Source organism: Legionella waltersii, assembly GCF_001468085.1.
GTDB lineage: Bacteria > Pseudomonadota > Gammaproteobacteria > Legionellales > Legionellaceae > Legionella > Legionella waltersii.
In genome coordinates, this window is the sequence record NZ_LNZB01000051.1 from 383,310 (window position 1) to 404,276 (window position 20,967).

A 20,967-nucleotide genomic window follows, 5' to 3' on the forward strand; every position below is an offset into this window, starting at 1 on the left:
AGATAGACAATCAGGGTTCGTTTGTGAATAAATTCGCTTTAGGGGAGTTATTTGGCGATGTCATTGCATGATTAGGATGAGGTAGTGTTAAGAAAAATGAATTATTTAACAGGATGCTGCTTTCTTTTTTTGCTAAGAAGGGATACGTGACTAACGATCCTATCAGGCCAACTCCTAGCAGCATGACATTGACCAGAAATAGCGAATTTTCAGAAAGTGAACGACTGTTTATCATCTCGCATTCTTGCTCAATATGTTGGAGGGTACTTTCACTCGAACCTTCGGATTCCGCATAAGCGAGAAGTAACAAGCAAAATTGACGAGGAAATAAACTTGAAAAAAGAGTGATAAACGCAAGGCTAAATAGCAACGTGTTTCTTAATGTTTCGTAACTGTTATCCCGACACTTCATTTGTCTAAAAAACTCCTGGAAACCATGCCACCAAGAATGGCTGTTTTGGACAATTTTATCGAGTTTTAATAGGATTGATTCGGCTTGCTGCCAATCCTCTGCAGAGAGGTGATCAATTCTCGTTTTTATTCTTCGAAGTTTATTTTTTAGTTTGGTTCTTTCGCCAGGATATTTTTTCATTTCCGCATGAAATAAAGAGTCCATTAAGTGTTTGGCTTCATTCTTGCGTTCTATGAGGGTTTTTCCTGGTGTCATGATGTGTATTACCTCCTTTGATGATAGATTGAAACCTGGCAAGATCAGTGTAACGTTAATTTTTATCGTCAATAAGATAGAAAAATGGAAAACGAAAATTTCCCGAATGTCAAAGGCAAGCGTAGTAGGGGATTTTTAATCTTCTTCATATTCCGAATCGCTCCTCAAGACAAGCACTCTTTCCAGGATTACTGTTTCAACGAAGTTGCAAAAAAAAAAGGATCTGGGCCTGAGTTATCCCGTCAACCAGTTGTACAATCATCATTTTCCCAGGCTAAGACATGAAGACCAACGAACATAATGCTTAAACCAGACTTAAGCAGCATCTAATTCAAAGCAATATGCTATACTTCGTCAATTTTTTACAGAGTATTCATGATGTATTCTTTAGACTGGCCACGTGTTTATGGTAAACCTCAATCAACGGCAAGTTTTAAGCTGGTTCCAGAAGATTTTCAGGTTCATGAAATAACTTTTGATCAGTTTAGTGGGGAAGGTGAACATATCGTTCTTAAAATTGAAAAAAGGGGATTAACTACTGAGGAGGTCATTAAGTCATTAGCTAGGTTGATAAATAAACCAACAAAACTCATTAGCTACGCTGGACTTAAAGATCGTCAAGCGTTAACCACGCAATGGCTAAGTATTCATGCTCCAGGTGAGATCATAGATGGGATTGAGCAACTGCAGGCTCCTGGATGGAGGGTTTTGGAACACAATCGCCACAATAAAAAGCTGAGACCAGGATATTTAGTTGGGAACCAGTTTGTCATTAGGTTGAAAGACATCTCCGATGAAGAAGATTTAATTCAGCGACTAGAACAAATTTCAAAAACTGGGGTCCCGAACTATTTTGGTGAACAACGCTTTGGCCGAGAAGGAGGGAATTTAATCAAAGCGGAGGAAATGCTCGTACAAGGACGTAAGGTCAAAGATCGATTTTTAAAAGGGGTGTATTACTCTGCAGCAAGGTCATGGCTTTTTAATTTAATTTTAGCAAAGAGGGTCCGGGAGCATTGTTGGAATACTCCTCTTTCTGGTGATGTCATGCAGTTGAGTGGCTCGAATAGTATTTTTGGTATCGATGAAGTTGACGATATTTTAATGCAACGTATTCAAGATAAAGATGTTTCCCCTGCAAGCCCTTTACCAGGAAAAGGGAAAAGCATGGTAAAAGCCCAAGCGTTGGAATTCATTCATGAAGTCTACTCAGATTGGATGCCTTGGATAACTGGGTTGGAAAACCATGGGTTGGAAGAAGCCTGGCGGTCTAATACACTGTACACCAATCAATTTGAGTGTACGATTAACGATAAAACAGCTGAACTCTCCTTTTCACTACCTCCAGGCTCATACGCAACGGCAGTATTACGAGAATTGGTTAATTATTGAATTCTTGACTCTCTGAACTTTGGTCAAGCGTGCGTGACTACAGACAGCATCATTGGCTGCTGTCATGAGCAACTCTGCCCCTACAATAAAGGTCAGGAAGTCCTGACCTCGTCTAAATGCAGATTAATTCAAGATGAGACTTCAATGCCAATAAACTAGCGGCATACGTAGGACTATTTTGTGTCATAATTCTATTTTAATTTATCTTTAATTCTTGGGAGTGCTCCGGAAAGCTAGACTGATCATACAGCAAAACCGAACCATCATTTTCTGCTCTCTTACGCAGGTATTCAAAAGTCGCTTCTTTACTTGTCAACCATGAAACACAAGGCTGTTTTTTATCAAATCGATATATACCATTAGTGAACATTTGAGATATAACTAACTTAATTTCAACGAAAGCCTCTTCTAATTTCTTATCAAGTTCTTCTTGGTTTTTAACCTTTATGCCATCAATCGTTATGTCTAAAACAGAACTGTTCTTATGAAAATAATAGTTTTGGTACCCGGGGCCATTTACTGAAAAATGCACCTTTTTAGAATTAGTGCTGATACCCGATCCATGGGTGTTAAATACAAAGCCTTCACCACTTAACGCGTCAATATTTAACTCTTTTTTATGCTCTAGTACGATGACAAAACGAAGACCATCATTCTTGTACTCGCTTATATGAATTATCAACGCCTTAAGATCAGCATAATCCGCACAGATTTCTTCAAAACGCATGAACCAATTTATATCGGTTCTTGAACGTAAATTTTTGCCCACATGAAGTCTTTCACCAAGGGTGTTCAAGAAAGATTGTTGAGCTAATGGTGAAGAATTTTGATTTGTTTCATGGTGTGTTGAAGTGTCTGTATTGTTAAATTGTACTTTATTATTTGGTAATTGATGTTGCAAATGCAACTGTCGATTTCTATCAGTAATTTTCTCTATTTGCTCAATATATTGCTCTTCAGTTTTCGTTGAGTTAAACAGAGGACTCAACTTAATATTTACACATTCTAAAGTGACGTTGTTTTGCATGAATTCGATTAAAGCCGCAACTCCAATTTCTGAAAGACCTGTTGCAGCAAGGTTTAAAACTCTTAATTTTGTGTTTTTATTATCTTTTAGACCATTGAGAAGAATAAAGAGACCCTCATCGCCAATAGGTTGTTGACACAATATTAACTCCTCTATAGATGAATTAAACTTTAACGCATGAGCAATATAATCCATATCTGAGTCGTTTAGGACGTTACTGTTGTCTTGATTCCATGCTGTGCTCAAGTCAAGTGTTTTGATTGTGTTTGATTCAGCCAAAAAATCGGCTAAATACTTATTGACATAATCTGGATTAAAGTAAGTACCAAAATTAACTTCACTAATTGTTGTATTTCTTTTTAAGACCTCTAACAAGGGCTGATATCTTTCAGCAAAAATCCCCGGATAATAAAGTTGCTTAAATCGTTTAAAAAAAGCATCTAGATCAAACGTTTTTTGTAAATCAGGGTTAAATTCAAAGGCCTTACAAAGCCAGTATATTGCCATTCCTGCCCAATAGACTCCTTTCTGATTGTATATATCCGCTATAGCAATTGCTTCTTTAAAATCACAGCGATTTGCAGCGATGTCACAACGTTCTTCTAAAGTTAACTCGACAGGAATTTTTTCAAGATAATGATTTTTCTGTTCCAATGATAGGTAATTAGCCTTGTGCAACTCTTCAATCAATTCATGGACCTTGATAACGGCCGTTCATACTCTATTGACCCTTCTTTATTCACTACAAGGTCCTTACATCATTACCTATAGCATAGCAGGTCAATATCTGTTCAAAATAGGCGCATTTTTGAGGCCTGTATTACTATTTTTTAATTAGGTTGCTCCTAGTTGACTGCATCCAGTTTAGGATAGTGCTAAACTAAATGCATTAGGAAGACGAATAGAATTGATAGGGATAGGTGATAATGGTCAATGTATGTTCAATATTGCGATTTTTGATGGTTATCCCAATTGGCTTTCTTTTAATCTCTTGTGGTTCAGACTCCTCGAAACCACAGGGGCAATCTTTAGCCGAAGTGGACGTGGCTCTTCCGCTAAAAAAGAACATTGTAGAGTGGGATGAGTACACTGGCCGATTTCAAGCCATTGAAGAGGTGGACGTGCGGGCTAGGGTCACAGGATATCTCGAGGCAATTCAATTTAAAGCAGGTCAAATGGTAAAGAAAGGTGATGTGTTGTTTGTCATCGATCAACGACCCCTTCAATATGCGCTTGCAAGAGCAGAGGCGGAATACGCATTAGCAAAAACTCAATACGAGCGAGCTTTAAAATTACAAAAGGAAAAATTTGTTCCCGCTGAATTGATTGATCAGCGTTTACAAGATTTGCAAGTTGCTGAAACAAGGGTCCAGGATGCAAAGTTAGACCTTGAGTTTACGGAGATACAGTCCCCAATTACTGGAAAAGTAAGCCGTAACTTTGTCAGTGTCGGAAATCTTATACGCATGAATGAAACCGTTCTTACTCGAGTGGTCTCTGTTGATCCCATCTATTTTTATTTTGAAACCAGCCAAAATGATTTGCTCAAATACATTCGACTTGATAAAGCGGGCAAAAGACCAAGCTCCGAAAAAAAACCAACTCCTGTGATCATTAGTTTGCCGGATGAAAAGGAATATAGTCACAAAGGAATCGTTGATTTTATGGATAATATTATTGACTCGGGCACTGGTACTATTCAAATTCGCGCTCTTGTGCCTAATCCAGATGCAATCATCTACCCCGGATTGTTCGGGCGAGTAAAATTAGTAGGGAGTGGCGAATATGAAGCAATACTTCTACCCGATGCCGCAATAAACACCGATCAAACACGAAAATTTGTCTATGTCGTTGATAAGCAAAATAAGGTCAAAAGAGCTTATATCGAGCTTGGACCTTTGCGTAAAAGTGGATTTTATATTATTCGCAGTGGTTTAAAAGGTGATGAACGGGTCGTCATCAATGGGATTCAACGTATTCGTATCCCAGATCAGGACGTTAAACCAGTGAGCACGAAGCTAAGCGAACCTGAAACCAATTGATTTATAAATTGCTGTTCGTCTTTAGGACCTAGTTATGGATAAAAAGAGTTTCGACGATGGAATTTTTAGATGAAAATAGCCCATTTTTTTATTGATAGACCAATCTTTGCAACAGTGATTTCCATCATCATTGTGTTGATCGGAGTGTTGTCGTATTTCAATCTACCTGTCGAACAGTACCCTCAAGTTGTTCCTCCTACCATACAAGTACTCGCCTCTTACCCTGGAGCCAATGCAAAAACGGTTGCAGACACAGTTGCAACACCTATAGAGCAAGAAGTCAATGGTGTTGAAGACATGTTGTACATGGACTCTCAATCCACAGATGATGGGCAGATGCGCCTAACCATTACTTTTCAAATCGGCACTGATTTGGACAAGGCGCAGGTGCTTGTGCAAAATAGAGTAGCCGTTGCTGAACCCAAGCTACCAGAGGAAGTTCGACGATTGGGGATAACTACCAATAAAAACTCACCGGATCTCATGTTAGTGGTTAATCTCTATTCTCCTACTGGGCAATACGATCAGACGTATATTGGAAACTATGCGGTTCTAAACATTCGTGACAAAATCAGGCGTATTGAGGGTGTTGGCGAAGTTCGAGTGTTTGGTGCAAGCGAATACGCAATGCGTATTTGGTTAAAGCCTGATTTAATGGATACCTATAATTTATCTGCCAATGATGTCTTAGATGCCGTCCGTGCTCAAAACGTTCAGGTAGCAAGCGGCACACTTAATCTACAACCTCAAAAAACTCAATTTGGTTTTGAGTACAATATTGAAACTCCGGGACGTTTAATTAAAAAAGAAGACTTCGAGAATATTATCGTTAAATCGGGGGACGATGGCCGTATAGTTCGCCTTAAAGACATTGGGCGTGTTGAACTTGGTTCACAAAACTATTCAACAAAAGGTTATTTAGACAAATACCCAGCCATTGCTTTGCCAGTTTTTCAGCGTCCGGGAACAAATGCATTATTTACGGCCCAAGAAATTATTAACACGATGAAGAAAATCGCTAAAGATTTTCCACCGGGATTTGACTATCAAATCGTCTACAACCCGACACTATTTGTCGAACAGTCTATTAAAGCCGTTTTTCATACCATTTATGAAGCCATCGCTCTGGTGGTGCTTGTTATCTTAATTTTTCTTCAAAGCTGGAGAGCTTCCATCATTCCCGTGATTGCCATTCCTGTTTCTTTAATTGGAACATTTGCGATCATGAATGTCATCGGAATTTCATTAAATTACCTGACTTTGTTTGGCTTGGTTTTGGCAATTGGAATCGTGGTTGATGATGCGATTGTCGTGATTGAAAATATGGAGCGCAATATTCAAAGTGGCATGAATGTTCGAGAAGCAGCTCGAAAAACCATGACTGAGGTTGGCTCCGCTTTAGTGGCAATGGGATTAGTCCTCATCGCTGTATTTTTGCCCACTATTTTCTTAGGTGGAATATCAGGTCGTTTCTACCAACAATTTGGTGTAACTCTAGCCGTTGCCACTGCGATTTCAGTTTTTGTTTCATTGACCCTTAGTCCTACTATGGCAGTGTTGCTATTAAGATCACATCATAAAGCGGAAGCTAAAGACAGTATAAATTGGTGGAAAAAATGGGCTTATTCTTTTTTAGATGGATTCAATCATTTCGTTGAATGGGGAGCCCATCAATATGGAAAATTAGTTGCTAATCTCACTCGTAAAACACTACTCATGCTGATAGCTTATTGTATTCTGATCAGTGCGACCATACTGCTCTTTACTTATGTACCAAGAGGGTTCATTCCCAGACAAGATCAGGGGTACTTTATTGTGGCAGTGCAATTGCCGCCTGCAGCTTCATTGGATCGAACGGATAAAGTCATTAAAAAAGCGGTTAAAAAAATTTTGGCAATTCCCGGTATTGCCCATACCGTTAGTTTTACTGGATTTTCAGGAGCCACATTCACTAATTCATCGAATGCTGGTGCCATTTTTACTCCTCTTCTTTCTTTTGAGGAACGAAAGAATAAGGGAATAAGTTATAACACCATTCTTAATCAGCTAAGACAAGAGCTTAGTGCCATAAAAGAAGCCATTATTGTGGTTATTCCTCCGCCTCCGGTTCGAGGCATAGGTAATGCAGGTGGTTTTAAAATGATGCTTCAAGACAGAGAAGGAAGGGGACTGAAAGTATTAACCGAAGCAGCGGAAACCATGACCAATGCAGCCAATCAATCTCAAGCAACGACCTCTGTCTTTACCTTCTTTGAAAATTCAACACCGCGTATCTATTTAAAATTGGATAAAGAAAAAGCGGAGCGTCTTAATGTGTCTTATGCCCGAGTAATCGATGCCCTCGAAGTATTTCTCGGATCGAAATTTGTTAACGAGTTCAATTACCTAGGTCGTACTTTCCGGGTTATTGCACAGGCAGACGCTGAATTTCGTCACACGGAAGATGATCTTCTGCGGGTCAAAGTTCGAAGTAATAATGGCCTTATGGTTCCTATTGGGTCTATAGCCAGTGTAAGTAATGTTGTTGGCCCTTCACGCATGCCACGTTTCAATCTCTACCCAGCCATTGAGATACAAGGTGATGTTGCTCCTGGGTATAGTTCTGACGACGCACTTGCAACCATGGAAAAATTGGCTGCTGATAATCTTCCAGAAGGGATTGATTATGAGTGGACCGAAATTGCTTATCAACAGAAGATGGCAGGGAATACAGCAACCATTGCGTTTGCCTTGGGTGTTATCTTTGTATTTCTTGTGCTGGCTGCTCAATATGAAAGTTGGACTTTGCCCTTAGCCGTTATTTTAATTGTCCCTATGTGTCTCTTCTCCTCCTTGCTTGGCGTTAAAATTTGGGGGATGGAAAACAACATCATGACTCAAATTGGTTTTCTAGTCTTAGTTGGTTTGGCCTCTAAAAATGCCATTTTGATCGTCGAGTTTGCCAGACAGTTGGAAAATAGGGGTTACAATCGTTGGAAAGCTGCAATACAAGCCGCTAAGCTTCGTTTGCGTCCAATTTTGATGACTTCCTTCGCTTTTATTCTGGGGGTATTCCCTCTGGTTATTGCAACCGGAGCAGGTGCTGAAATGAGACGAGCTCTTGGAGTTGCTGTATTTAGCGGAATGTTAGGGGTAACCTTTTTTGGCTTGGTATTTACACCGATATTTTATGTTTTGGTCAGTCGCTTTAGAAAGAAAAATAAAATCTAGTTTTTAAATTGAGCACTCAATGATTATATTCCAACAAAATAATCAATAAATTTTCTAATTTTGAGTACTTTATAACGACTTTGTTTGTAGTAAAGATAGACATTCATTTCAGGTAATTGGAAATCACTTAATAATTCAACTAACTTACCTTCTTTCAGTGCATCGGCGACCAAAAAATCATGCAAATTTACAATTCCATTTCCCAACAGCGCACATTCGCGCATGGCAAAAGTATCATTCAGAAAAAGAGCAGGTTCAACCTTGATACTCTCATCATTAATAAAGTGAATAATATTATTTGGTTTTCGCATCATGTGCGAAATCAAATGATGCTTTTGTAAATCAGCTGGTAGTAAGGGAGTGCCGAATTTTTTTAGATATTGAGGTGAAGCACAAAGAGTATAGCGTGTTTTAGCGACACGTCGACGCACTAAATCATCTGTTCCTTCAATTGAAATACCAAATAATACATCAATGTCTTCCTTTTCAAGATCGGGAAAGCGCTCATCGAGTTGAAGATTGATTTGTAATCGGGGATTAAGGCGCATAAATGCAGATAATTTAGGAATAATATGAGTAATGGCAAAATATCGACTTGCTAGAATGTTTAAAGTGCCAGTGGCCTCCTTTTTGCTTTCTGCAATGACTCTGTCGGCCAGTTCTAACTCTTGCAGTGGATTTTTACAATATTCGTAATACGTTTTGCCAATTTCAGTAAGAGATAGTTGTCTTGTAGTTCTATTTAATAATTGAACGCCCAGTTCTGATTCAAGCAAAGCGATTTGTTTGCTGATGGTCCCAGTCGTTACCCCCTTTTTTTTAGCGGCGGCTGCGAATCCATTTTCTTCCACAACAGTAATAAAAGTACTTAGTTTATCAAATTTATTCATGATCATTGTCTAATTTGAGTTAATAGTATATTGATAGACCATTGAAAAATAAGCATCCTTTATTGAATAGTAGCAAATTTAAACCATCTCTGCTGCGAACAGCGACTCAAAAATCGCACTGAAGTAGTTGAGATAGAGATGATCATCTGCTCCTTAAATGTCTATCAAGTCCATTTGATGATATGATTCTGGGCTTTATCCCTACTAGAACAAGATCAGCAATGATTACGATTCATGAATTCCCAAAAAAACAACAGGATAATGTACTCCTTATCCATGTAACCAATGAAAAAAAGGACTCCTGGAGCCTTCTTATCCGAGTAGTCAACAGAAAATTCGAGATTAGCGTGACCGAAGGTCCAAATCTGTTGTTTGGAGAGCAATCTGCATTTTTCACTGCGGATCCCAGTCTTCCCAGTTGTGAGCATACGATTAACTTACCTGATTTATCTCAAGAAGATCTAGCAAGAGTTGAGCAGTTAATGGAAGACAATAACAATGATCTTTTACCATCGTATTTAGATGAATTGGATTGCTTAGAAAAGGAGAAAATGGAATACACCCCACTGGGTGATGATGGTTTTAGAAGGCGTTTTCATTGAGGTCAACGATTTCTAGTTCTGATGTTTTATAGACACCCTTTTTAAATCCTGACAGAATGCACTTTTGGTGAGTTATAGGGAAGTATCATGAAGACAGGATGTTATTTTGCTGTTGTTCTAGGCTTATGGACAAGTTTTATGTGCGATGTCCAGGCTGATTGGGTCAAGAAATCCATTGTTCATCCGGGTAAAGACATCACCAATACGAATTCAGATGAAAAAATCTTACGTTTTATCCCGCAGATTTTGAGAGAGGACGGCCATCCCTCTAAAGCATTTTACCAAGAAAAACAGATCCCAGGCCGGGAGCCAAAGACATTGGTTCCGAAGCTTGTTTTTGATGATTACGAGGTTCGCTCCATTGTTTCTCAAGGCCCAACGAGCAATCGAATCAATCTCACCATCGTAGGGGATGGGTACACATTAGCTGAAAAAGAAAGGTTCTTTGAGGATGCTAACCGTTTAACCCAGGAGCTTTTTACAGGCTCGACTTTTGCGAGTTATCTTCCACTGTTTAACGTGCATGCGGTGTTTGTTCCTTCTAATGAATCAGGGCTTTCTGACCGTATTCACAAGGACACAGCTCTTGGTCTTTATCGAGACCCACCAGGTTCAAAACGGGCGATCATGCCTGGAAATATGGAAACAATTGACGCCGCTTTAGCACTTGCTCCAAAAACAGATTACCCTATTTTGATAGCAAATGATGAGTTCTATGGAGGTTTAGGTGGTGAATACGCCATTACAACGCGTTCTTTAGAAAGCGGAATTGTGGTTCTTAGGCATGAACTTGGGCATAATTTTGGTGAAGTGGGTGAGGAATATGATGGTGGGTATGTCTATAGCGGAGCGAACTCCTCTCCTACAAACCAGGTGCCTTGGACTCATTGGGTGCAAAGTGATATTAGGACCTATGAATCGCTTTTTCTCAGTGATAATTACGTTTGGCATGATCTGAACATTCAACCCTATTCCACACAGTTTGATTTTCCCTATCCTAGCGAAAAGGGACCGTATCAGTTTGAAATTCTTATCAGTTCAGTGGGTTGGAAGAGTCCAGAGGACGTTTCAATTCTACTGGACGGGCACATTGGACAATTGGAAGGTCACTATACTGCGGATCGAAGCTTTTTCACTTTTCATCTCAATGAATCACTTGCTCCTGGCAATCATCAACTAGAGATCATTGCTAACAATCACGATTCTGAACACGTGCTGGCTTTTGCTGAGATCTATGCGCATCCTGGGGATTTGGACTGGACGCAAGATAATGTTCAGGCGTTTGCAACTTATGACTATGCTGGACAAAAGGCAGGGTATCGACCTACTCATAGGTCCTGCTTGATGCGTGATATGTCAATCCCACATTTTTGTGCTGTTGATCTCGAAAATATGTGGATTCGCTTTCTCTCCAGGATTCATTTGATCGATTCTTTGGAAATCAATACTCAATCAACCGGTACACAAGTCCATTTAAAAACACCGCAGCTTAATCACCTTGAAATCTCATGGTATACCGTTTCAGACCATGATATAGAACGAGAGATACCTGAACTGAATGGTAAAACAAGTTGGGAGCTCCCAAAGAACTTAAAAGGTAAAATAAGAGCTCGAGTGCGATTTAACAGCCCTGAAGTGCGCTCACCAGAGAGTACTTTTCAGGACTCTCGAGATTTGTATTTGTAGCAAGAAAAACCTCCTAATGGATGCACGAGGAGTTAAAAAATGATTACTGATAGACACCCATTTCTAGCAATGGCAAATGACATCGATGATATATGCAAACCCTGCGTCAATTTGGAATACATTTATTTTCATACCGTAAAACATTTAAGCGGATGGGGCCGTCCCCAAAATATTAGGGCACAAGTGCAAATTGAGCATGAAAAAGGTATAATGACCAATCGATCACCTATAGAGAATGATATTGATCTTATTTCCTCCTTGCCCAAAATGCCATGCTGATTATACTTACCAAGATGCTGAATTATTCATTTGTCCTCAATGTGCACATGAGTGGACTCCTGAAAGCATAGACTCTCAAGAAACCAAGGTTGTGAAAGATGCCTACGGCAATACCTTGCAAGACGGCGATACGATTACAGTCATCAAGGATTTGAAAATCAAAGGCTCTTCTCAAGTTGTTAAAGTAGGGACTCGAGTGAAAAATATACGCTTGGTTGAGGGTGACCATGATATCGATTGTAAAATCGATGGAATAGGCGCAATGAAATTAAAATCGGAGTTTGTTAAGAAAGCTTAGGGATGCATAGATAGAGCTGGGCCATGGCCCAGGCACTTCGCTAATCTTCATTGCCTAGTTTAATAAATATCAGTGCCCCTTTCGTCAGCAGCAACCACAATGCATTTTAGCATTCACGAGTTCGGTTCTCTAAAAAATAAAAGTGGTCCACAGGACCGTTTCCTTTGCCTAGTCGATAGTTTTTTCCTGATTGAATGGCATGACTGATGTAATTTTTAGCAGATGCAACTGCGTCGTAAAGAGCCAAGCCTTGTGCCAAATACGAGGAAATTGCTGATGACAACGTGCAACCGGTGCCGTGAGTGTTAGAGGACTTCACTCGTGGGGATGAAAACCAATCGATAGTATTTTTTGTGAAGTTGAAAAGGACATCCGAAGACTCATTGGTTTCTAAATGCCCCCCCTTAATAAGGACATTGATCCTAAATTGTTGACCAATTGCTAATGCAGCAGCTTCCATTTCTTGGAAATTTCTGATCCCTCCTCCAATTAAATATTCTGCTTCAAATAAGTTAGGAGTAATTAGGTCAGTTAACGGCAATAGCTTTTCTTTTAGCAGTGAAATACTATCCAACTCCAGTAAGAGAGAACCATCTTTTGCTACCATGACGGGATCAAATACGATGTTTGGAGGTCTTGTTTTGTCTAACGTTTTAGAGACCACAGCAATGATCCTTTCATCATGAAGCATGCCAATTTTAACGGCACTAATTGGTAAATCTAGAAATACCGAGTTCAATTGTTTGTGAACAAATTCTGGGGATACTCTTTCAATGCACTGAACGCCTTGAGTATTTTGGGCAACTAAAGCAGTGATAACAGCAGCAGCATAACCTCCGGTAGCAGAGATGGCTTTAATGTCTGCACTTATTCCAGCCCCTCCAGAAGGATCCGTTCCTGCAATACTTAGTACACAGGCGAGATTGTTATTTATCATCGTTTTCTCGCTGAGGTAATTGAGACAATGCATCTAAAAAATGAATTTTAAATGTTCCTGGTCCAGTCGCTTTAGCCGCGGCAGTTTCCCCGCAAACGCCATAAAAAGTTATTGCAGCTGCAGTCGCTTCAAACAAATTGGTGTGCACTGCATGAAAAGCTGCAATGACAGCGGTTAATAAACACCCTGATCCAGTAATCAAAGGCATCAAGCTGGATCCTCTGTCGCAAATGGCCATTTGATTTCCGGCTATGATGACATCAGTCTTGCCACTAATGGCGATAACGATATTTTTATCCAAAGAAAACTGTTTAGCCTGTTCAATAGCTAGTTCGGGAGAAATAGTGGCATCAACTCCTTTTGTATTGTCCAACGAGCCACATAGGGCCATTATTTCACTGGCGTTACCACGAATGATTGAGAATTGATGTTGTTCAAGTAAATCTAAACACGTTGCTGTTCGATAATGGCTTGCTCCAGCGCCTACAGGATCAAGAATCAGCGGTTTTCCGAAGCCATTGGCAGCAATGCCTGCTTTGTGACAAAGCGCTATAAACTCCTCATGGAGTGTTCCCAAATTAATAACCACGGAATTGGAGATTTTTACTAAATCATCCATTTCAGTCGTGCTATTGGCCATCATTGGCGAGGCGCCGAGGCTTAATAGACCATTGGCAATAAAGTCCATGGTTACCAAATTGGTTATATTTAAAATCAACGGTCTTTGTTCTTTGATTGCTTGCACAAGCTTAGTGATGGTCTGGTACATCTTTTTTTCCTTCTTTGATTTTTTCAGATAATTCTTTCGCGGCCATAAGTGGGTCTGGAGAACCATGAATAGCGCTAATTACAGCTATCCCATAAGCCCCATGCCTAATGACTTCCGCAGTGTTGTGATGAGTAATGCCACCGATGGCAACTACAGGGTGTTTGGAGAGTTTAGAGACTCGTTTTAACCCATCAAGCCCCCAAATCGTTTTACAATCGGGTTTCGATGGGCTTGCAAATACTGCGCTTGCTGCTACGTAATCAATGCAGGAGAGTTCGTTGGCTTTTTTTAGATCCTTTAAAGTTTCAACGGAGTAACCAATTATTTTGTTAGGTCCTAAAATTGTTCGAGTTTCGTGAGGGGATAAATCAGTTTGACCAATATGTACTCCATCAGCATTAATCTCTTTGGCCAGTTGAACATGGTCATTGATGATCAATGGTATTTGCAAGGGAGTAAGAAAAGATTGAATAGCCAGTGCAAGACGACGCAAGTTAGCTAATGATCTTGATTTGTCTCTTAATTGAACAGACGTCACACCACCTTCAATGGCAAGTGCTAAAAAACGGAGATAGTGACCTAAGCGTTGATCATTAAATTGGGTAACTAAACACAAGCGAAGATGACTTAGGTTCATTGCTTTCCTCCATACCCAAAAGGAGATAGAGCAATGATTGAGCAGATCATGAGGTCTGAATACAAGCACAACTCACACTCCCTCCGCAGGCATTATCCTGAGCAGGTTATTAGGGTTTTTCTCAGCCTTGAATCAACAAAGCACCCCTGGTGATTTTGCATGGAATTCTAAAGGCAAGTCATTTTTTAGTCAATGTAAAAAGTAGCCTGGATTAGTGCAATGTCATAGCGGTATCCAGCTGTTCCAACCGAGCATAATGACAGCCAATCCTAACTGGTTGATAAGCATCTGCCTCATTGAGTAAATCTTTTTTCCTATTGCGTGTGTTTGAAATTGATCAGACAATGCAAATAAAAGGCGTCATTGCTTTTAATTTAGTCCAACCCTTTGGGAGTAGTCACCATGGCAGTAGAGCTAATTACCACTGGTCAAAAGGATACGAATGATTATGTTGGGGAGTTAATAAACTGTGGTCATGAACAATTGGATGACGGCATAAAAAACGACGTGGTTGCAGTTTGGTCCTTCTTTTGCAATGAAGAGCTGGTTTTGCGAGGATTAAAAACATTTACAGAGCAATACTTTCGGTTCAACCAAGAGAAACCCGGAACTTTACGTCAGTTTTTTGATGATTGGGGGAGTAAAAATCATTTTAATGCACCTGCTAATGATGATCTGCCTCCTGAAGTACAAACCAGTCGTGATTTCCACTACCCAGACCATACTCCTTTGTTATGCGGTGAATTAACCGCTGATTTATTTAATAATGTTTTACTCAAAAATGGTTATTTATCCGCTGATTTGGGGGCTGGACCTAAGCATGGGAAATGGGCTCATTCAATTCAATTGTTTCTTTTAGAAGAAGCAAGAAAAGAGGGGCTGTTAAAGCTTAATGCGAGAACTGTATGTCAATTTGTGCAGACGATTTCACAAATTAAAGGTCAGTTTGATTCATTAAGTTTATGGAGTTTGTTGTTTGACTCCTTTGATGCAGCTCTTTTCACTTGCCCAGATAGCATTACTGCAGTTCTATCCAGCAAGTGGGATAATTCCGAAGCAGCGACTTTGTTGGCGTCAAAACTAAGCTCTTTCGAAGAAAAATTTAATAAAGCGGCAAGCGCTGAGAAAAGCTATCAAAGTTATGCCAATACAAAATACTTAACGAGATTGAATGAAGCCAGTTATATCCAATACAAAGACAAATGTTCCTTATTATGGTTTACTCCTAAGGAGAGGCAAGAGGAGAAGCAGTTAACCTCAACAAAAGACGCCCAAGCTTCATGTCCTAACCTATAGATGAACTGTATAAAAATGATGAGCCTTGTTTGCTATAAAACGACACACACAAATAACGCAAGAAATAGCATCTGACCAACATGACTCGATCTATTTTTTAGATCTTTGAACAATCCTTTCGTGTATTTTAGGTCAATTGAGGCCACCGGTTTTAGCTTAATGGTGGCAAGTCCTAATCGTCTCAGCACGCAGATATAAAACCAACCGATGTCGTATTCATCGGTGCGAAAAGAAAATTTTGCCGATGCAGGATTTAGATGGTGGTTATTATGCAGTTCTTCTCCACCAACAATGATGCCCCAGCGAGTTAAATTATGAGAATTATCCTGGGTATTGAAATTTCTATAGCCTATTGCGTGCCCTAGACCATTAATGACAGACGCTTGCATTAGAATTTGTAGGATCATTTGGATTGTCCATAAAGGAATCGCCCAAATTCCCAGCAATACTAATTGGATAAGAAATAAGGACAAGGGTCCACGTACTGGTAGTTTTGCATACAATTTCTTTTCAAGAACATCATCATCCGTAACACAGCCAAATTTTGCAATGGCTTCAGGTGTTTTTGCATTAGAATAAAGTTCAATCCCATGGGTGAAGATCTTTTTCAGACCATATACTACTGGGCTGTGTGGATCTTTCTCTGTGTCGGGGTTCTGGTGATGTAGCCTGTGGACAGCTACCCAGCCACCACGATTAGTTCCAGTAAATAGCCAAAGCCAAAACCTAAAGAAATGCCTGACAGCGGGATGAAAGGTCACTGCGCGATGAGTTTCACTTCGATGCAGATAAACAGATATAGTCACTAATGTAATGTGTAAGGTTAGCACTAAATAGAGTAGACAATAGAAAAAATTACTGCCGATGAGACCATGAGTTATCGTTGGGAATGCTAAGGTCGTTCCCCAGAAAAGTACGATAATTCCGATAATGATTAATGAATACTTAAAATGAAGAAAACCGGGAGTTGTTTGGTTGGAACTTAACTTATTGAGTGATGCATCTTGCTTATTGCCTGTGCTTTTCATTTCAGATAACCCTAGGTTAAGGTGTTAAACCTTAAATCCAATATGTACCCCTCTTCAACCAAATTTAAACCATAGTTCCTTACTTATTGTTTGTCTCTATGAATTATCTTCCTTGAACACAATTATACTATTGAGTTTAGCACAAACTTTGAGCATCAAGCGTTTAGATTAACAAAAACCGAACTATTTTCGTGTATTTATTTGCTAAATTGGTTAGTTGTACATTAATCTGTGTTCTAAGTGAAAAGTAAGGAGATAATTATGCAAGATAAAACACATGGAAAAACTAAAATAAACGATGTCACAATAGCAAACAAATCAGAGCGTAGACCCAGACGTGAAGATTTACAGTTTATTTCTAGCGCCCCTCCAATCTATAACTTATATTGTTTCTTTCATAACTGGGTTAATTCTCTGCTTGACGAAAAAACTTCTCAAAACCAAAACACGCCCAACCCAAGATCATAAACCCTAATCCTCCGCAAAGGTGGAGGACCCCATTGCACTAATTAATCTGTTTGTACTATACTCGGTCCATGATTTGTTACATACATTACATATGTGTAAAGAAATCTGGTTTTGATTCATTCATTAGGGAGTAAATTATGCAAGGTAAACAAGATAGAAACGTACACGGTCATCCTTCTAATAATGTTCACCAACACCAAGGTGTACAGACGGTAGTTCCTAATCCCATTCCTCGATTTACCCCAGGATATTGTCCTTACGCTTTTTACAATCAGCATCAGCATCAGCATCAGCATCAGCATCAGCATCAGCATCAGCATCAGCATCAGCATCAGCATCAGCATCAGCATCAGCATCAGCATGGCCAGGCACAACATCCAAGCATGCATCCGCATTATGCTCCCAATACTCATTATCACGGGCCTAAGTAATTGATTAGAGTTTAATATTAGTCCCTATTCGTTTATTATTTGACCCAAATGGTTTTAATTGACACGCAAATAAGACAAGTGCCGCCCAGTTACCTACAACTGGGCCTCTCATGCTTTTTATGAGGAGGATTTATAAGGTCAGCAACAAAGTTTACCGTTGTAATTAGGTACTGCAAACCGCTTCAACCGCCTGGTCACCAACATTGATTAAATTAATTTGTGTTCCAGACTCGGCGCTCACAGAAATACTGCTGTTATTCGTTACCTTGAGGGAGGTTGATTGACCGCTGGATAGATTTTTACCATTAATTGACCCAGTGTGTTTTAATACCATGATTTTTATTTTGCTACGTATCGGCTTATTGCTTTGAATATTGCAAGTTGCATTTAAAGTCCAAAAAGCGCTGTTTGTAAGCGTTTTGTTTTCATTGGGATTTAATTTTATGGTTTTTTGGGCGAAGGCGCTGGAACAGAACGCGCTAATGAATACAAAAGTAAGTAATCCAGACCACTTGAACATATTTTTCTTCCTTCTAAACAGTTACACAGCCATTAATCTGGTATTAATCGATTAAATCTGTACACATTGTAATCAATTATGCTTAAGGAATTATTAAGAAAAGATCAATTCGATCAATTTCTGCATTAAAACTAGGTTTTAAAAAACTTGTGGTATTCTCATTCCCAGGAAATTTGATTGTTACAGGACTTACGAAAAACACCCAATCTCTTCGTTAAAAAGTGGTTTTAATTCGGTCATTTAGTGTATCTAAACTCCCTCATTAAAAATACTTTTTGCCTCGACCTTGGGGGAGGTCGTAAGTCCTGTGTTAGTTAGCACAGTATCAAATAGTTTATTCAACCAGAGTTGAGATGCGAATTATGAAATGGACCGACGTACTATGGGGCTCTTATAACTTTGTTACATCAACGGCAATTGATGCAGTAGCTACTGCATTAAATGTAGTTGGTTCAGCTGCATGTATAGTAGGTGGAGCTGGGGTTTCAATTTCAAATTACATGCAGGAAACTCTATCCACAGGTTATTTTGGGGGAGTTAATATTCTTGGAGATGTCAGTCTCAATACAACTGTACTGGAAATGCAATACAGTTTCCAAGAAACCATGCCATTTAAACAAAATCTAATTAGCACCTCAGACGGAAAAACCTTTTCGCTTCAAGACTGGGCTGACCCTAGTAAAGTGATGTGGTATAGCTATGCTATCGTTTTGGGCGGTACTTCTCTTCGATTGATGGGTGCAAATCTAAGCAAATGGAAAGAGGGGAATACTGATTTTGAACACTATAAAAACAAGGATGGCATCGAGATCGCGAAACCCAGTAGGACAGAACATTTATACACAACTGCAGAGTCTCTGGCGAATTCAATTGCATTCGCTTCATTTAGTTCGTTGTTCTCTAAAGTAACAATCGACACTGTATTGTGGTTTTTAGAGGGTAAACTATTTAGCTACCCCGCACAAAGTAATGAGACTACGGACTCTAAAGATTACAAAGGGCCTGTTGGCGAAAAGGATTTTCCATTGGATTTCGCCACATCAAAAAATATTACTCTTAATTTAGAAAAATTCCTTACGCTTCATGTTAATGAAGCGATTAATGCCACTGCTATGACATCCGTAAAATATGGTGGAGGGGCTGTGATTAAACCAAGCAATGATAAACGGGTTGCGCTTGGTCTTGCTTCTGGTGTGCTTGCATTCGGTGCTTGGAAAGCGGGTGGATTTTTCGCGAATAAAGTCAGGCTTGAACGTGATAAAAGGGTGCCCGAAATGGAACACAAAGAATACAAAAGTTTAGCGTAATTAACTTTTTTGTTGTTTTTCTTTTATTCCTTGCATGGCGCTTTTGACGAAATCCACTAAAGTGGATTCCGGATAGCGTTGCAGAAACAATTGATACAGATTTAAAGCAATTTCAGGCTCATTGTTCTGATTTGCCTCAGTGGCTAAGCTCACAAATTTCTTATGAACCCCTAATTGTTCATCAAGTGATAATTCTTCGGCTAAAACCAGCATATAGCACCAAGCAGCATCCATATAGAGTTTATGTTTAATCAGGTGAGAGGCTAAAATCTGGAGCTGTTGACTCTGTAACTGCAATTGGGACCTGTCTTTTGAAAAATATTTGAATAATTGCAAAGCTTCAAACCCCATTCCATCACTTAAGCACTTGTTTATGGCAACACTTGCCTTCACTAAAGCTTCTTGCTTGCGATTGGCTTTTTTGTATAAGAAACTCAATTGCAATAAGGTATAAATATTGTTCCCGGCTTTTTCTGCTTCTAGGATGTTTTGGGTAATTTCTTCTGGGCTTAGTTCATCGATGGTATTGAGTAATTGTTCAAAGCCTTTTTTACTTTTCACTAAACTCGCCAAATCACCTGGTGAGGGGCTCGCATCAGTATTTGTTGATTGATTATTCGCTCCATGAATGACTTGTGAGATGATTTTATTCGTTTCTGTAGTCACGTCTTCATCAAGTGTCGACTCTCCAGCAATAAACCCTCCAGTTAAGCGACCAATTAAAATGGGTGAAGCGAAGAATGGTAACATGTAAATAAATAGAGAAAATTTAAGGCCGAATGGAACCGAAATTTTATATGCAATTTGGTTAATGATTAGTAATGGTACTAAGTATTTGATATAAAAAATAACAAGCCCGCCTATAATCGATGCGTAGTAGGTTCCTAAATCCTGCCTCCTGTCTTGGAGTAACCACTGAATAGGTTCAAAACTAAATAGGTCAGTAATCGATGAGGTAGTCGTTGCTAAAATATAACAAAGAGTTGGGGCAAAAACAGAAACAAGAACTAGTAATGCATAAAGCAAATCATCAAACGTAGCAGCAGAAAATGAAAAACTTGTAGAAAAAATCAGGTGAGCTAAGGAGTTTGATTCCAGTAAATAGTTTTCAAGGAAAGTAGCGGGAACCATCCATATTAAGGTATATATGCAGTACCGCCCCATGAAACCTAGCGTTTCACCATTAGATTCTGGATTAAATAGACCTGCATGGAGATTTCCTTGACTTGCTGGGATAGCAAAACGTGCAACGAATAGTGAGCTGGCTGCAAGTATGATAAATGTGGATACAAAACCAGGCATTCGCTTATCAACAAAGCTTAATAGAAACAAGAGCAATAGCCAAAATAGTACGACGGGTATGATGGTTAAAAAGGAATTAATTTTTAAAAATCCTCGAACAACTTCCCCTGACATGCCCCGAAATCTGCTGATTTCTTCCATCATAAACAGTCCTTGTATGATGCACTAAATGATTGAAA

General features: G+C 39.4%; 20 protein-coding genes and 1 riboswitch. Of the genes, 10 read left to right on the forward strand and 10 right to left on the reverse strand.

Annotation, left to right across the window (positions count from 1 at the left end):
• Positions 1-10: 10 nt before the first annotated feature.
• Positions 11-667: a hypothetical protein gene (locus Lwal_RS11490; protein ID WP_058480932.1), complete on the reverse strand. Its 657-nt coding sequence runs from the start codon at positions 665-667 to the stop codon at positions 11-13.
• Between the two features lie 378 nt (positions 668-1,045).
• Between Lwal_RS11490 and truD the strand changes: the two genes are divergently transcribed.
• A complete protein-coding gene (truD, locus tag Lwal_RS11500) occupies positions 1,046-2,059 on the forward strand; it encodes a tRNA pseudouridine(13) synthase TruD (protein ID WP_058481012.1) in 1,014 nt (337 codons plus the stop codon).
• A 196-nt stretch (positions 2,060-2,255) separates the two neighbouring features.
• Here the strand turns inward: truD and Lwal_RS11505 are convergent, their stop codons facing one another.
• Positions 2,256-3,776, reverse strand: a complete 1,521-nt coding sequence (locus Lwal_RS11505; protein WP_058480934.1) for a leucine-rich repeat domain-containing protein — start codon at positions 3,774-3,776, stop codon at positions 2,256-2,258.
• Between the two features lie 236 nt (positions 3,777-4,012).
• On the opposite strand from Lwal_RS11505, the gene Lwal_RS11510 reads away from it, so the two are divergent.
• Positions 4,013-5,128 carry an efflux RND transporter periplasmic adaptor subunit gene (locus Lwal_RS11510; protein ID WP_058480935.1) on the forward strand — a complete coding sequence of 372 codons (1,116 nt, stop codon included), beginning with the start codon at positions 4,013-4,015 and terminating at the stop codon, positions 5,126-5,128.
• 69 nt (positions 5,129-5,197) lie between these two features.
• Positions 5,198-8,338, forward strand: a complete 3,141-nt coding sequence (locus tag Lwal_RS11515; RefSeq protein WP_058480936.1) for an efflux RND transporter permease subunit — start codon at positions 5,198-5,200, stop codon at positions 8,336-8,338.
• A gap of 23 nt (positions 8,339-8,361) precedes the next feature.
• On the opposite strand, the gene Lwal_RS11520 is transcribed toward Lwal_RS11515, so the two are convergent.
• A complete protein-coding gene (locus Lwal_RS11520) occupies positions 8,362-9,228 on the reverse strand; it encodes a LysR family transcriptional regulator (protein ID WP_058480937.1) in 867 nt (288 codons plus the stop codon).
• 221 nt (positions 9,229-9,449) lie between these two features.
• Here Lwal_RS11520 and Lwal_RS11525 point away from each other — a divergent pair, with 221 nt between their 5' ends.
• From Lwal_RS11525 to Lwal_RS11540, 4 genes are all read left to right on the forward strand, one after another.
• A complete protein-coding gene (locus tag Lwal_RS11525) occupies positions 9,450-9,830 on the forward strand; it encodes a hypothetical protein (RefSeq protein WP_058480938.1) in 381 nt (126 codons plus the stop codon).
• 87 nt (positions 9,831-9,917) lie between these two features.
• Complete coding sequence (locus Lwal_RS11530; protein ID WP_058480939.1) at positions 9,918-11,516, forward strand: M64 family metallopeptidase; 1,599 nt, start codon at positions 9,918-9,920, stop codon at positions 11,514-11,516.
• A 39-nt stretch (positions 11,517-11,555) separates the two neighbouring features.
• Positions 11,556-11,795, forward strand: a complete 240-nt coding sequence (locus Lwal_RS11535) for a hypothetical protein (protein ID WP_058480940.1) — start codon at positions 11,556-11,558, stop codon at positions 11,793-11,795.
• Positions 11,752-12,093, forward strand: a complete 342-nt coding sequence (locus tag Lwal_RS11540) for a zinc ribbon domain-containing protein YjdM (RefSeq protein WP_058480941.1) — start codon at positions 11,752-11,754, stop codon at positions 12,091-12,093. Before Lwal_RS11535 ends, Lwal_RS11540 begins: the two co-directional genes overlap by 44 nt.
• Before the next feature lie 106 nt (positions 12,094-12,199).
• Here the strand turns inward: Lwal_RS11540 and thiD are convergent, their stop codons facing one another.
• Genes thiD through thiE form a run of 3 tightly spaced genes read right to left on the reverse strand, consistent with a single transcriptional unit; the run spans position 12,200 to position 14,436 of the window.
• Entirely contained in the window at positions 12,200-13,030 is an 831-nt protein-coding gene (thiD, locus tag Lwal_RS11545; RefSeq protein WP_058480942.1) for a bifunctional hydroxymethylpyrimidine kinase/phosphomethylpyrimidine kinase, read from the reverse strand.
• Positions 13,020-13,799 (reverse strand): hydroxyethylthiazole kinase, encoded by a 780-nt coding sequence (gene thiM / locus Lwal_RS11550; protein ID WP_058480943.1) that lies wholly within the window; start codon positions 13,797-13,799, stop codon positions 13,020-13,022. Before thiM ends, thiD begins: the two co-directional genes overlap by 11 nt.
• Entirely contained in the window at positions 13,780-14,436 is a 657-nt protein-coding gene (gene thiE, locus Lwal_RS11555; protein ID WP_058480944.1) for a thiamine phosphate synthase, read from the reverse strand. The genes thiM and thiE overlap by 20 nt, the downstream gene beginning before the upstream one ends.
• A 60-nt stretch (positions 14,437-14,496) precedes the next feature.
• A riboswitch (TPP riboswitch) is annotated at positions 14,497-14,594 on the reverse strand.
• A 244-nt stretch (positions 14,595-14,838) separates the two neighbouring features.
• Between thiE and Lwal_RS11560 the strand changes: the two genes are divergently transcribed.
• Complete coding sequence (locus Lwal_RS11560; protein ID WP_058480945.1) at positions 14,839-15,732, forward strand: LirA/MavJ family T4SS effector; 894 nt, start codon at positions 14,839-14,841, stop codon at positions 15,730-15,732.
• A gap of 32 nt (positions 15,733-15,764) precedes the next feature.
• On the opposite strand, the gene Lwal_RS11565 is transcribed toward Lwal_RS11560, so the two are convergent.
• Positions 15,765-16,760: an acyl-CoA desaturase gene (locus tag Lwal_RS11565; RefSeq protein ID WP_058480946.1), complete on the reverse strand. Its 996-nt coding sequence runs from the start codon at positions 16,758-16,760 to the stop codon at positions 15,765-15,767.
• Between the two features lie 261 nt (positions 16,761-17,021).
• On the opposite strand from Lwal_RS11565, the gene Lwal_RS11570 reads away from it, so the two are divergent.
• Positions 17,022-17,228: a hypothetical protein gene (locus Lwal_RS11570; RefSeq protein WP_058480947.1), complete on the forward strand. Its 207-nt coding sequence runs from the start codon at positions 17,022-17,024 to the stop codon at positions 17,226-17,228.
• Between the two features lie 237 nt (positions 17,229-17,465).
• Here Lwal_RS11570 and Lwal_RS17425 read toward each other — a convergent pair whose 3' ends face one another.
• Positions 17,466-17,609: a hypothetical protein gene (locus Lwal_RS17425; RefSeq protein WP_157066286.1), complete on the reverse strand. Its 144-nt coding sequence runs from the start codon at positions 17,607-17,609 to the stop codon at positions 17,466-17,468.
• Between the two features lie 213 nt (positions 17,610-17,822).
• The gene (locus tag Lwal_RS11580; RefSeq protein ID WP_058480948.1) at positions 17,823-18,179 is read right to left on the reverse strand and encodes a hypothetical protein; all 357 of its coding nucleotides are present in this window, start codon (positions 18,177-18,179) and stop codon (positions 17,823-17,825) included.
• 362 nt (positions 18,180-18,541) lie between these two features.
• Between Lwal_RS11580 and Lwal_RS11585 the strand changes: the two genes are divergently transcribed.
• Positions 18,542-19,486, forward strand: coding sequence for a hypothetical protein (locus Lwal_RS11585; RefSeq protein WP_058480949.1), 945 nt, complete (start codon positions 18,542-18,544; stop codon positions 19,484-19,486).
• Here Lwal_RS11585 and Lwal_RS11590 read toward each other — a convergent pair whose 3' ends face one another.
• Positions 19,487-20,932, reverse strand: a complete 1,446-nt coding sequence (locus Lwal_RS11590; protein WP_058480950.1) for a hypothetical protein — start codon at positions 20,930-20,932, stop codon at positions 19,487-19,489. It abuts the gene before it with no gap.
• Between the last annotated feature and the right edge of the window lie 35 nt (positions 20,933-20,967).

Bases quoted from the DNA above. Each gene is read 5' to 3' on its own strand.
- Lwal_RS11585 (WP_058480949.1), top strand. From the start codon at position 18,542: ATGAAATGGACCGACGTACTATGGGGCTCTTATAACTTTGTTACATCA.
- Lwal_RS11590 (WP_058480950.1), bottom strand. From the start codon at position 20,932: ATGATGGAAGAAATCAGCAGATTTCGGGGCATGTCAGGGGAAGTTGTT.
- Lwal_RS11515 (WP_058480936.1), top strand. From the start codon at position 5,198: ATGAAAATAGCCCATTTTTTTATTGATAGACCAATCTTTGCAACAGTG.
- thiD (WP_058480942.1), bottom strand. From the start codon at position 13,030: ATGATAAATAACAATCTCGCCTGTGTACTAAGTATTGCAGGAACGGAT.
- Lwal_RS11580 (WP_058480948.1), bottom strand. From the start codon at position 18,179: ATGTTCAAGTGGTCTGGATTACTTACTTTTGTATTCATTAGCGCGTTC.
- Lwal_RS11490 (WP_058480932.1), bottom strand. From the start codon at position 667: ATGACACCAGGAAAAACCCTCATAGAACGCAAGAATGAAGCCAAACAC.
- thiE (WP_058480944.1), bottom strand. From the start codon at position 14,436: ATGAACCTAAGTCATCTTCGCTTGTGTTTAGTTACCCAATTTAATGAT.
- Lwal_RS11540 (WP_058480941.1), top strand. From the start codon at position 11,752: ATGATATTGATCTTATTTCCTCCTTGCCCAAAATGCCATGCTGATTAT.
- Lwal_RS11560 (WP_058480945.1), top strand. From the start codon at position 14,839: ATGGCAGTAGAGCTAATTACCACTGGTCAAAAGGATACGAATGATTAT.
- Lwal_RS11570 (WP_058480947.1), top strand. From the start codon at position 17,022: ATGCAAGATAAAACACATGGAAAAACTAAAATAAACGATGTCACAATA.
- Lwal_RS11535 (WP_058480940.1), top strand. From the start codon at position 11,556: ATGATTACTGATAGACACCCATTTCTAGCAATGGCAAATGACATCGAT.
- Lwal_RS11510 (WP_058480935.1), top strand. From the start codon at position 4,013: ATGGTCAATGTATGTTCAATATTGCGATTTTTGATGGTTATCCCAATT.
- truD (WP_058481012.1), top strand. From the start codon at position 1,046: ATGTATTCTTTAGACTGGCCACGTGTTTATGGTAAACCTCAATCAACG.
- Lwal_RS11520 (WP_058480937.1), bottom strand. From the start codon at position 9,228: ATGAATAAATTTGATAAACTAAGTACTTTTATTACTGTTGTGGAAGAA.
- Lwal_RS11530 (WP_058480939.1), top strand. From the start codon at position 9,918: ATGAAGACAGGATGTTATTTTGCTGTTGTTCTAGGCTTATGGACAAGT.
- Lwal_RS11565 (WP_058480946.1), bottom strand. From the start codon at position 16,760: ATGAAAAGCACAGGCAATAAGCAAGATGCATCACTCAATAAGTTAAGT.
- thiM (WP_058480943.1), bottom strand. From the start codon at position 13,799: ATGTACCAGACCATCACTAAGCTTGTGCAAGCAATCAAAGAACAAAGA.
- Lwal_RS11525 (WP_058480938.1), top strand. From the start codon at position 9,450: ATGATTACGATTCATGAATTCCCAAAAAAACAACAGGATAATGTACTC.